Genomic DNA, 13019 nt, shown 5'->3' on the forward strand with positions numbered 1-13019 from the left:
AATGAAAAAAGTAAAGTTTTTCTTTATTCTTCTGGTGGCTGGACTCATGATTATTCCATGGTTTAATTTGCCAGATGTCCACCTGGCCGGACATGAAGCAGAAATTTCTAAACCTTCTTTTTCTCTGCGGGCTTATGCTAATGGCAATTTTCAGAAGCAATTTGCCACATGGTGGAATAGATATTTTGGCTCGCGCGGCAGCATGTTAACTGTGAAAAACGATGTTTATGACATGCTGAATTTTGGTCAGTTTCATTCAGGGTATGGAGGTAATATCCTTCAAGGAAGATATGGAGTAATCTATGAATCTCAGTATATTTTAAATAAGTTTTCTCCTTATAATGCAGATGATGTTCTAAAAAATGCAACAGAAACTGTCATGTTGTTGGCTAAGCTACGCGATAGACTTGAGGCCATGGGGAAATTTTTTCTCTTCGTCATGGCTCCAAGCAAGGCAGATGCCCGGTGCGACGCGTTGCCCTGGCTTTGGCAGTTCCGAGCGAGGCATAGCCAGGTACCGCCCAGCATGTACTCTTTATGGGAAAAGGAACTTGCCAGAAAGAATATCATTTATGTCAATGCACTTGACCTCCTGAAGAAAAAAAATATTCTGAAAGATTCTTTTCCAGATACCGGAACTCACTGGTCCATGCTAGCTGCTGGCCTAACTTTGGAAGAAGGAGTAAAAAGATTAAACTATGCAGGAGCAAATTTTCAGCCGATTATTATCAAAGGAGAGAAAATTTTGAATAAAGATTATGCTGAAGAGCGTGATATAGCCGATCTATTGAATATTAAACCAAAATATCATAAAGGGATGTCAACATGGAAATATGCTGTATATCAGTCTATCTCAGCTGAATTATCAATAAATACTTTTTGCTTTGGGGATTCTTTTTCACAACAAATCAAAAAAAATATAGTTCAATTAGGATTTTCGACTTTAGATACTGCTGCAATCATTATGAATCGTATACCGACAAAAGAAGAATGGTTTCAAAAACTGAATAAAACAGATTTGTTGATTCTGACCTATACATATACAAAATTAAATTCCTATCGAATAAAACGCGAAGTAGAAACGTTATTGAATTATACTGATGATTTTATTCTTAGAAATTGGCATCCTTACGAAAAATCTGGAAAGGGACAATGGAGCAAGTATCACTCCAGTATGGAATTTTTTCATAATGCAAAAAACGATTGTACCTTTTCTTTTATGATTAAAAATAAATTTCGTGCAAAAGAATTATGTCTTTTTATAAATAAAAACAAAATATCTCAAATATCGTTAAATACATTGTCATGTCCTCAAAAAATAATTGTAACCATTCCTCAGCACCTGCTCCGTGTCGGCCTGAACCGTCTGGAATTTTTTTCAAACGGAGCGGTAAGTCCCAAATCCATCTCCCCAGACAGTGCTGATTCAAGAGTTCTCGGTGTTTTTTGTTCTGATTTCAAAATAGACAGGTAAAGAGACTCCTGCAGGGAGACAAAGTCGGCTTAACCGTGTCATCCCGGTTGACTCTCCCTTTCCCGCCAAGAGTGGCAAACGGGCGGAGCATAGGTCATGCCCCATCCGTATCCGTCAGAAGGTGCCGAACATTTAACCGGTCACTTCTCAAATGTCTCTAGGATAAGGGGCTCGTTGGTGAACACGCAGATGTCCGCCTTTGGCACACACAGACAAAAACGTACGAACAGACCGGCCTCGCATGGAAATCCGGACGGGAGAAGTTGAAAGGCGGCGAAAGCAGAAACGTGATTTTTCGACGCGGAGGAAGGGGAAGAAATTTGACGGTCGCAGTTCGTGCAAAAAAATAGCTGCCGCAGCACAAGGATTCATTGACAGTTATAATGTCAATGAGTTGTTGGCATTTCTATCCTAAAAGGCCTTTTTTAGCAAGAGGTGCTCCAAGAAAAGTCAGCGCTGTTTTTTGGCATAAAAAATATATTATAAATTCGAAGTGTTATATCGATTTTTGGCGCTCATTCCGTGTTCATTGACATTATAACTGTCAATGAGTTGGGTATTCTCTAGGCGGGATGGGCTCATGGCATACAAAACCCGCGGTGATCTTGCCGCCGCATCGAACATTACACGGAGTGAGGCTCCGCTGCTCTGCGACTTTGTCGAGGAGCGCTATCTGCCGTTCGTCCGGCAGAACAAGCGGAGCTGGAAGGTGGATCAGGGCAACCTGGAACGGCATGTGCTGCCGTATCTTGGCTCGTACCGGCTGCCCGACATCACCGCGGGCACGCTTCTGGCATGGATCGATGCACTTGAACAGAGCGGGCTTTCGTACAGCACCTGTTTCCGTCAGTTCTGGCTGGCCAAGTATGTGCTGAACTGCGCCGTACACTGGGGTGTGCTGGCCAGTGACGCGGCTTTCAAGTCTGCCGGCATGCCCGCCAGACCGGGCCGCAGCCCTGTGCTGCTGGAACTTCCTGAGCTCGTCAGGCTCTTCGATATCCTCAAGAAGTATCCGTACTGGGCTTCAGCCAACGCCATCCGTCTGATGCTGCTCACGGGAGCCGGCAAGTCCGAGGTGCTCGGCGCCCGCTGGGAAGACGTGGACCTTGCCCGCGGCGTCCTGGCCGTGCCCGCAAACTTTACCGGACGGCGGCGGCTGATCCCGCTGAACAACGAAGCGCAGAAGTTTCTTGAGAAGCTGCCGCGGTACAAGGGCGTGCCGTGGCTGTTCACGACAAGCAGCGGGACGCGCCTCACCTACATCACCCGCGACTGGTACCAGATACGCGACGAGTTCGGGCATCCTGAACTTCGCCTCCAGGATCTGCGTCATACCTTCGCAAACGTCCTGGTGAGCATGGGCGTCAGTCAGAGCGAACTGCGTACGCTCCTCGGCCACTACAAACCGGGGGCACTGGAGCTGGCGCGCGAGGTTCAGCGCGGAGAATGTTTTCATAAGCGGTTCAAGGAAAACAGAGCATGAAAGTCATCATTCAAGCCGGCGGGCTGGGCTCCCGCATGAACGAACTGACACGGAACAAGCCCAAGGGTCTGATTCCCATACAGTATCGTCCCATTCTCTTTCATCTGTTTCAGAAATGGCCGGGCGAGGAGTTCATCATCATCGCCGATTACAAGTTCGACGTGATCGACCGCTATCTTTCCACCTTTGCCAGAAACGTGAACTATGTGCTGATCAAGGCGGAACGCAAGGGCAATGCCGCGGCGCTGAAGCAAGCCGCCGCGCTCATCCCCGAACAGGAGCCGTTCATCGTCATCTGGTCTGACCTGATTCTGGCGGACAGCTTCGAGATTCCCGCTGTGAAACCCGGCTGCACGGTGGGCGTGGCCTCGTTCCCCTGCTCCTGGAGCCTGAAGGACGGCAGACTTGTCCGCGAACAGCATGAGGGCAAGGGCGTGGCCGGACTGTACGTCTTTTCCGACAGGCGCTTTCTGCAGGAGGTGCCGGAGGAAGGTTCCTTTACCAGGTGGCTTGCCCAGGCGGGCATTCCTCTGCACGAACTGCCCATCGAGGCCAGCGATGTGGGTACGCATGCCGCCTATGACAGGCTGAACATCAGCGAGAACCGCTGCCGCCCCTACAACCGGATAGAGATACAGGGCGACAGGGTCGTCAAAACCGGCCTCACGGACGAGGCGCGGAAGCTCATCGACAGGGAAATCCGCTGGTACGGCAAGGTTTCCTCCTACGGCTTCACCGCCGTTCCCAGACTGTATTCCGAGAAGCCGCTAGTTCTGGAGCGGATACTGGGCGACAACATCTTTCATTCATCCCTTTCAGACAGCGAGAAGAAAGCGGCCATCGACCGCCTGACCGCCGCGCTGGACACACTGCACCGCTATGACTCCATTCCCGCCGACGCCTGGGACATCTACAGAGAATACTTCGCCAAAACGCTTGAGCGGCTGCGGAGCATACAGGATGTTCTGCCCTTCGCCTCCGAGGAAACTATCGTCATCAACGGCACGCCCTGCCTCAACGTACTCAGGAAGCCGCATATCCTGCGCAAGGCCGTCATGAACCATCTGCTGACGGAAAAATTCGTGCCCATCCACGGCGACTGTACCCTCACGAACACGCTTATCGATGACAAGGGCGAGATCTTCTTCATCGACGCGCGCGGCTACTTCGGCAAGTCCGAGGTGCTCGGCGATGAATACTACGACTGGGTGAAGCTCTACTACTCCATCAACGCCAACTTCGACCAGTTCAATATCAAGAATTTCTCCCTCGCCATCGATCATGACCATGTGTTCTACGAGATCCACAGCGGCGGCTGGGAACATCTGACCGACTATTTCCTTTCCAGAATACCGAACGCCGATGTTTCAAGGATCAAGCTCATCCATGCCATAGTCTGGCTTTCTCTGGCTTCCCACTGCTGGGAGGACTACGACTCCATGTGTCTGGCCTTCTACAACGGTACGGCGCTCTTCCACGAATGGCGCGAGGAGTTCGGCAATGTCCGGAACTGAACTGCGGCTCTCTCCCCTCGCCCACACCTGGCTCTTCGATTTCGACGGCACGCTGGTCGTGCACAACGGCTACAAGAGCGGCCGCGACGAATGGCTGCCAGGGGCGCTGGAATTTCTCAAGTCACTTCCCGAAGGCGACACCGTGATCATCCTCACGGCGCGGGAACGGGCCGCCCGTGAAAAGACCGAAGCCTTTCTGCGCAGCTATGGCGTGCGCTACGACCATCTTTTTTTCGAGATCCCCGTGGGGGAACGGATACTGCTCAACGACTGCAAGCCCTCCGGCCTGCCCTGCGCCTACGCCGTCCGCCCCGTAAGAAATCAGGGACTCGCCCATCTTTCCCTCGTCATCGATGAGAATCTTTAGGAGAACGTCATGCAGATACTGAAGCCCATAGTGCATGAAACCATCTGGGGAGGCTCATTGCTGACCCCGTACTCGGGCAGCGGCTGCACCAGCATAGGGCACCTGTATTCCGCCATCGACACGGCGGAATTCAACAACGTCATTGCCGGCGGCAGCTATGCGGGCCGGACGCTCCATGAGTGGTTTGCCGGGAACAAGGCGCGCTTCGGCCTTGAACGCTATACGGAGCTGCCCATACTCATGGCCCTTGTGGAAGCCCGCCAGAACCTCTCCATCCAGGTACACCCGAACGACGCCATGGCCCGCAGCCTGGAAGGCCTGCCCTTTGGCAAGAACGAATCCTTCTACACGCTCAAGGCCCCGGCCTGCGGCAGGATGTACAACGGCTGCAAGGCGTCTTCCGTGGAAGAGATGCGGGAAAGGATCGCCGCGGGCCGCATCGCCGAGACTCTGGACATGATGCCCTGCGCGGCGGGCGACTATGTGTACGTCACCGGCGGCACGCTTCATGCCGCGACAGCGGGCAGCCTGCACTTCGAGATCGAGGAAAACTGCGAAAAGACCTACCGCTTCTACGATTTCGACCGTGTGGACAAAAACGGTCAGAAGCGCCCCCTACAGCTGGAAAAGGCGCTGGCCTGCCTTGAGGTCTCGCAGAAGTCCGTCTCCCGCAGGTACGATGGCGGTCCCATTGAAGAGCGCATGTACGCAACGCAGCTCATCCAGCATCAGAGCCGCTTTGTCAACGAACGTGACATGTTTGCCTTTGCCGTGCTGCTGCGCGGGGAGAAATCCGTCCTCGGCATTTCCGTCCTGCCCGGCACGGCCGTGCTGCTGGAACCTGGTGAGGCGCTCGATGTCTCCGGCTGCGATGTCATGATCGCCTGGCCCAAACGCTGAACGGCAGAAAAAGCGGGAATCCGTCATGTCCTTTTTGCTTTCTCCTTCGCTGATGTGCGCCGACCTCGGAAGGCTGAGGGAAGAAATTTTGTCCCTCGAAGCCGCGGGGGCGGACAGCTACCACATCGACATCATGGACGGGGAATTCGTGCCCAACTTCGCCCTTTCCTGGGCGGATGCCGCCGCCGTGCGCAAACTGACGAAACGCCCTCTCGAAGTCCACCTTATGGTGAAAAATCCCCTGCTGCACCTTCCGTACGCCTTTGCCTGCGGCGTGGACATTATCTTCATTCACTTAGAATCCGGCAGCTTTGCCGAGTGTGTGCGGCGCATCAGGGCGGAAGGCCGGGAAGCGGGCATGGTGCTGAACCCGGAAACGCCTCTGGAAGAAGCGGAAGACTTCCTGGACGAGGTGGACAGGGTCATGCTCATGCGGGTGAAGCCCGGCTTTGCCGGACAGTCCGCCGTGCCGGGGATAGAAGAGAGAATCGCCGCCTTTGCCGCCAGACGGGGACAGGGCGTCCTCTGTCTGGACGGCAACGTCGGGCCGGACGTGGTGAAGAAATGGAAGGCGCAGGGCGTTGGCTCCTTTGTGCTGGGCACCTCCGCCCTTTTCGGCAAGCAAAAACTCTACGCTGAACTTATGGCAGACCTGCGGCAGTAGAAGGAGAAAATAATGCACTACAATTACCAAGATGGACATTATCCGGCTAAAGCTCCTCATTATCAAACTTTGGCCAAAATCCGCGAAGAAATAAAAAAACTGTGCTATAAAGATTGTTATAATCTTATTTTACATAAGCATCTAGGCGATAATTTTTATCTTATTTTGGCAAGAAAAAAATTTGAAGAAATTTATGGAGCTAAACTTCATTTTATTATTCGGCCTCAGCATGAGTTTCTCATGAAATTTTTTAATATTGTCGATTATGACATTTATGATCTTGATTCATTTGTCAATAAAAATAATGACTTGAAAGAATGTTTTTTGGGAACTCCCGATGTGCAGCATCAAAATCCAGACTGGCTGCACAATGAAGTATTTCTTTCAATTTTTCCAGGTATACCAGTTATAGGAGAGCCATTCGTCTGCGTTAATGTATTTCACTGGTTTATTATGTATGCTAATTACTGGTGTTATATTTGGCCATGTTCCTTGGGTTTGGACACAGATTACCTTTTTTCCGTACCGAACCCCCCTAGAGGTCTTTCCATACAAGTAAAGAAAAAACTTGCCTCCATCGCCCCTCTTAACAAAATCGTGCTTTTCGCCCCGGAAGCGGCCACGACTATTGAAATTCCCGTGCAGTTCTGGAACATCATTGCGGAGCATGTCCACGCGCAGGGCTATACCGTCCTTGTCAATTCCCAGAAGTACCGTCTGGCGCACGGTATTTCCGCCTTTGACCTCGGACTGTCCCTGGAAGACGTGGTGGCGCTGGGGCTTTCCTGCGCCGGCGTGTTCGGTCTCCGTTCCGGCCTTTGCGATGTGCTTGTGGGCGCAGGTGATCGGCTTTTTGTAGTATATCCCTCCGAGCTGCGCAGGGAAATGGGCAGCCTGAACGTCCCCTTCGCCTTTCCCACGGGCGTCCATGAGATCCTTCTCCACAACTGGCAGATCACTGGCAACATCGTGTGGGAAGGGAAGGACTTGACCCCAGCACTGCAAAAACAGGTGAAGGCGTGGCATCGATGGTATCTCAAGGAGAAGTGGCAGGCTTTCTTTTCTGTTAACAAGTCCAGCAAGCAACATCATCGTTTCTGGAAACGCATATGGGAACAGTGTGGCGGTCAGGCAAAACATTTTCCTGTTGCCAATAAAAATATTCTCTTTCGCCCAGAACCGGAAAAAATAACGTTTGGCCCATTTCCCATCTATGAGCGAAGCTATGTTTCCGACCGCGTCAAGACCTCCGTTCTGGGTGGGCTTTTGCACAAGGTGCGGCATAACGACCGTTCCTGCCGTCTGCACCTTTTCGGTCTCTGCGTCTATTCGCGGCGCTTTACACTCTTCAGGACGACCCGGGTGCTCGGCGTCACCATCCAGAAAAAGCCGTGGCGGGACAGGCTGATTGAAGAATTTACCCGTCAGCTCGAGCCGGCGCGGCACAAGGTCTATCTTTTACCCTATCACATCGGCGAAACCTATGTCTTTCTCGCCCATGCGGAAAGCTGGCTCAAGGGAGACCATGGAGACATACAGGTGGCGGTGTGGCAGAAAAATCAGCTGCCCCTGTACCGGATGTTTCTTCCAGCGGATATTCCCCTGGTCAGCATCTCGATGGGATACGGGCAGCAGTGCGCTCTCTTTGGCAGCGAGCCGGTGACGGCGGGCGAGTTCACCGTCTTTTCCGCCGATGCGCATATTGACAGGACGCTTCTGGCCGGGCTGCGCAACACGGGTTCCGGCGACTTCTACGCGCATATCAAGGCCGTGCTTCAGGCCGGAGACCAGCTGCCCCGTCCGCCTCGCATTGCGCCGGCCATAAAAAGCATGGTGGACGACGTACTCGACGGATTCGGCATGAAGCCGCGCTTTGCCGTGCTCCTGCCGGAGGCAAACTGTTCGATGCCGCTTGCCGAAGAATTCTGGCAGAAGCTGGCTCACGGCCTTCAGCGGAAGGGCTATGGCGTCATCGTCAACGGCAGCCTCGCGCTGGACGGCGCAAAGACCTGCAAACTGCCCATAGACGCTTTCTACGAGCTGGCGTCCCGTTCCGCAGGCATGGTGTCCCTGGCTTCCGGCATGGCCGTGCTTCTTTCCGCCACACGGGTGAAGATGGACGTCCTCTATACCGCTTTCAAGAAAAAATTTCCTGGCTATACGTCGTCCGTGGCACTTGCCTGCTATTCCCTGCGGCATATCGAAGGCGTCTTACCGGAAACCGTCAGGGAATGGGACACGGACGAATTCTCTCTCGACAGCATACAGGAAAACATCCTGGCCCGGTACTGAAACGCCTGTGAACACCGTTTGCCGCTTTAGAAAACCTATAAAACACCGAGACGAACATGGGTCTTGACGATATGCCCAGAATGGACGAGCTGGAAAAGCTGGCCGCGTTTATCGGCTGCGACAAGCCGTATATCTACGGCGATAGTGTTGCCAGCAGGATGATAGGCAAATATTTGGAACAGGCGTCCGTTAAAGTGAACGGCTTTATTGTGCCTCAGGCAGATGAAGGACAAAAGGAGGATGGCAGCATTCCTGTTCTTTCCATTCAGGAGGCCGAAAGGCACAGGCAGAAAGAACGGGTGAAGGTCATCCTTGCCGCCGGAACTATGACCGGCGAGGCATTTTCCGTCCTGCGCAAGGTGGGGATAGAGGACATCTTTGTCGTCAGCGAATGGAACACGCAGGCGATTATCAAAAAGATGTCTCCGAAAACGGCTGAAAAATTCGATCTGGAAGTAAATCTGGCTGACCATTGCAATTTAAACTGCCAATGCTGTGACCATTTTGCTCCTCTTGCCGAAAAGAACTTTATTGACTATGACAGCTATGCCAAAGATATAGATAAATTATCGCAACTTCAAAAGAATATAAACAGTATAACATTACTTGGAGGAGAGCCACTATTAAATAATAAGTGTATAGATTATTTTAAAATTACAAGAAAGTATTTTCCAGATACCAATATTATTCTGTTCACAAATGGCCTGCTGTTGCCAAAATGGTCAAGCTACAGCGATGACAAAAATATATGGCTGGCGATTAAAAAGTATGATGTGCAGATTAATTTGACACGTTATCCCATACCTCAAAAACTTGATATGATTACAGAGCAAGCAAAAAAACACGATATTCCCATAGTTTTTGAACAACCTTCAACAAAAGGTGCAAAACTTTGGATATTATTGGAATATGGAAACCTGAAAGCTCATAAAAAAACATCCACAAAACATCCGTTTGACGTAAGCGGATCCGTGGAAAAATACAGATTTATACACTGTTATCATTTCAATAAGTGTTTAACCTTGAGAAATGGGAAGATATATACCTGCCCTATTATTCCAAACTCTCAGTGGTATAACAAAAAATTTAACCAACATCTTGAAGTAACTGAAAATTGCTCTATTGACCTGCATAGGGCGCAGTCGTTTGAGGAAATCACTGAATTCCTGACACACAGACCTTCGTTCTGCGATTATTGTGCTGTGCATAAAAGATATGCCATGCCGTGGAAACAATCGCGGGGGGGGGCAGATGAGTGGACATTGCTTCTGACGGAGGAAAAAAACATGGCTGTCACGATTACCGACATGAAACGCTGTACAGGATGCGCGGCCTGCGCCAACGCCTGTCCTCGCGCCGCCATCACCATGCGGGAAAACGAGGAAGGCTTCTATAAACCTGTTATCGATGAAAAACTATGCGTGCAGTGTCGGATCTGTGAGAAAACCTGCCCGCAGAACCATGCGCATGATCAAAACAACCCTGTCCCGCCGTGTTTTGCCTTTATGGCGGAAGACTCCATCCGGCTGAAAAGCTCTTCCGGCGGCGCCTTCGGCATCCTCGCACGGGAATTTCTGCGCCGCGGCGGTGTGGTTGTGGGCGCGGCCTTTGCTGAACACTGGCAGGTTCGCCACATTATCGCAGAAACGGAAGCTGAACTGGAAAAACTGCGCAGCTCCAAATATGTCCAGAGCTTTATTTCTGAAACGCTCCTGAAAAACGTCAGGGCTCTTCTTGAAAAAGGCGTTCCTGTCCTCTTTTCCGGTGTTCCCTGCCAGGTCGCCGGGCTGCTCAATTATTTAACCAGGGACTACGACAACCTCTGCACCGTGGATCTGCTCTGTGCCTATGCTCCCAGCCCGAAGGCCTGGCGGCAGTACCTTGAGGAGAACTACGCCGATATTCCGCTGGCAGCCATAAATATGCGAGACAAAACTGTCTATGGATGGGCGTGCTCGCATATCACATTCACTGAAACTTGCGGTTCTATCGTTTCCGACAAGAAATATATGACGCCATTTTTAGAGAGGACACTTAAAGGCTCGCAATGCGCACATTGTGCCTATAAAAGATTGCCGCGCCCCGGGGATTTTACCATAGGCGACTTTTGGCGCATCCAGCAGTTTGCGCCGGACTGCGATGACAGAAAGGGCACAAGCGGGATACTGCTGAACAACAAAAAAGCTGAACTGTTGTTTGAGAGCCTGACTGACGGCATAAAACTGAAAAAAGCCATGCCCCTCCATGCGCTTGCCTGGCAGCTTGGCCAGGAACCTCAGCGCCTGCCGGCATGCCTGGATTTTTTCAAGCACATCAATGACAAACCCTTCAACGTCAACAGCAGAGAGGCGCAGAAAAATACCAGAGTCGGAATCACAAACTGGTGGTATGTCAATAATAGAGGCGCAATCCTCACAAATTATGCGCTTAATGAAATGGTCAATTCCCTTGGCTATAACGCTTTAACCATAAATTATATATCTCCGCACGATAGAGATAAATTTTTCCATAAAGGATATGCTAAGAAATTTGCAGATACCTATATAAAAAGAACGCGCTGGCTGGAGAATCGTGCTGATTTGAAATTGTTAAACAACGATATTAAGACTTTTATTGTCGGTTCTGATCAAATTTTTAACTATGTTCTATGCAAGCTTGATGGAAAACGATTCTATGGCTGGTGGGTGGATGCCAAAAACAATAAACTGATATCGTATGCGGCAAGTTTTTGCAATGATTATTTCCATGCCACTGAAGCGCAGAAAAATCTTGTCAGGCATTTTCTCAAGCGCTTCGACTATCACTCCATCAGAGAGGTTGAAGGCGTCGAACTTATGAAGAACACCTTCGGTCTCGATGCGAAGTTTATTCTTGACCCGGTCTTCTGTATTGATAAAAACAAGTATCTGAACATAGCAGAAAAGGCTACCGATAAACCTGATGAAGATTTCATCGCCTATTATATAACACTGCCAGACAGAATTAAATCTCAGGATCTACAGAAATTGCTTGATTGGACCTTGGAAAAGACAGGGTGTACGAGGGCCATTGATCTGTTTTCTTGGGATATTTCCATGGAAAACTGGCTGTGGTATTTTATCCACGCAAAATTTATTATTGGAAATTCTTTTCATGGAGCGTGTCTGTCGCTTATCTTCAACAAACCTTATTTAGTATATGCTATGGATGGCAAACATGATTCACGCTTTTCCACAATTGCCCGCCTTGGCGGACAAAAAGAGCGTATTTTTTATCACCTTGGGGACATCTATCAAGCCGAATGGCTTTTTGATGAGGTTGATTTTTCGTATTTTAACTCAACGATTCAGAAGCGCATCGATGAAGCGTACGCCTGGCTGAAAAATGCTCTGGATTCCCCAAAGCAGAATACACTGACCGAGGAAGAAGATATCTATGACGCGCTTATCAACGACTATGATGAAAAGATAGCTAGCATATATGGCTACATAAATACCAAGGTATCCGCTGTAGAGGGGAATCTGAAAAAATCAACTGATGAGCAAAAGTCCAGGATGGACGAGGCCCTGCTGGCATGGGCCGGCGGGCTGCAAAGCCATATGGAAGAAGTTCTGAAGAAGAAGAATATCACCGAGCTGCAAGTCCAGACGCGGGAAGAACTGAAGGCAAACCTTGAGGGCGCACAGCGGCAAACGGAAGAAACTCTGGAGAAAAACTTCTCGCTTGTGCAGGCTCACATGGAGGAAATGCGCCGAGATATGTACCTCCTGAGCCACAAGAACAGCATTCTCTTCAACTATTGGCGCTACAGGATAGGCAAAAACTTTATCTTCAAACGAAGATACACCGAAAAATCGCGCAGCTGCAAGGAAAAGCTCCAGAGAATACGTGAGCTGCAGCGCGGCGATAGCGGTAAATGACGGAGACGAGTTTTCCGTTTGCCGGAGCAGCGCATGAACGAACCTTTTTTTCGGGGCGTATCGGTAACATTCTGCTTTCTTCCCTCCGGGAGATCACGCGAAGCGGAAAGACAGTTCAGGGAATCCGCCCCCGATACGCAATCTGATTATCTCTGAGAGATAGACAAGCATAGTAGTCCAACAAAAGGAGTTATTGGATGAATCACCTTCAGTCCTGTAAGGTTGCACCGCTTTCCGGGCAAAAGAAGTTCTATTCCGTTGATCTGCTGCGTTTTCTCATGGCCATCATGATTACGTATTTTCATGTAGCTACTGCACTTAAGGTGTATTTTCCAACGTTAGAATTGTCGAAATATACACTTCTGGCAGGAAAAAATGTAGTCATCGCTTTTTTATCATGAGCGGCTTTTTTCTCTTCTGGAGAGA

At 50.1% G+C, this 13019-nt stretch carries 8 protein-coding genes; all 8 read left to right on the top strand.

Features of this window, described 5'->3' with window-relative positions; translation table 11 throughout:
- Nucleotide 1 precedes the first annotated feature (1 nt).
- The 8 genes from Q0Z94_RS03895 to Q0Z94_RS03930 all read left to right on the top strand — a co-directional run bounded on the left by Q0Z94_RS03895 (nucleotide 2) and on the right by Q0Z94_RS03930 (nucleotide 12593).
- Entirely contained in the window at nucleotides 2-1474 is a 1473-nt protein-coding gene (locus Q0Z94_RS03895) for a hypothetical protein (protein WP_298067709.1), read from the top strand.
- A 580-nt stretch (nucleotides 1475-2054) separates the two neighbouring features.
- Nucleotides 2055-2957, top strand: a complete 903-nt coding sequence (locus Q0Z94_RS03900) for a site-specific integrase (protein WP_298067710.1) — start codon at nucleotides 2055-2057, stop codon at nucleotides 2955-2957.
- On the top strand, nucleotides 2954-4471 hold the full coding sequence (locus tag Q0Z94_RS03905; protein ID WP_298067711.1) for a phosphotransferase: 1518 nt from the start codon (nucleotides 2954-2956) through the stop codon (nucleotides 4469-4471). The genes Q0Z94_RS03900 and Q0Z94_RS03905 overlap by 4 nt, the downstream gene beginning before the upstream one ends.
- Entirely contained in the window at nucleotides 4458-4838 is a 381-nt protein-coding gene (locus Q0Z94_RS03910; protein WP_298067712.1) for a hypothetical protein, read from the top strand. The genes Q0Z94_RS03905 and Q0Z94_RS03910 overlap by 14 nt, the downstream gene beginning before the upstream one ends.
- 9 nt (nucleotides 4839-4847) lie before the next feature.
- Nucleotides 4848-5738, top strand: a complete 891-nt coding sequence (locus Q0Z94_RS03915) for a type I phosphomannose isomerase catalytic subunit (RefSeq protein WP_298067713.1) — start codon at nucleotides 4848-4850, stop codon at nucleotides 5736-5738.
- Nucleotides 5739-5763: 25 nt separating this feature from the next.
- Complete coding sequence (locus Q0Z94_RS03920; RefSeq protein WP_298067714.1) at nucleotides 5764-6402, top strand: ribulose-phosphate 3-epimerase; 639 nt, start codon at nucleotides 5764-5766, stop codon at nucleotides 6400-6402.
- A 492-nt stretch (nucleotides 6403-6894) separates the two neighbouring features.
- Nucleotides 6895-8694 (top strand): hypothetical protein, encoded by a 1800-nt coding sequence (locus Q0Z94_RS03925; RefSeq protein ID WP_298067715.1) that lies wholly within the window; start codon nucleotides 6895-6897, stop codon nucleotides 8692-8694.
- Between the two features lie 56 nt (nucleotides 8695-8750).
- Nucleotides 8751-12593, top strand: coding sequence for a polysaccharide pyruvyl transferase family protein (locus Q0Z94_RS03930; RefSeq protein WP_298067716.1), 3843 nt, complete (start codon nucleotides 8751-8753; stop codon nucleotides 12591-12593).
- The last annotated feature ends 426 nt before the right edge of the window (nucleotides 12594-13019 follow it).

Source organism: uncultured Mailhella sp. (assembly GCF_947631555.1).
Taxonomy (GTDB): Bacteria; Desulfobacterota; Desulfovibrionia; order Desulfovibrionales; family Desulfovibrionaceae; genus Mailhella.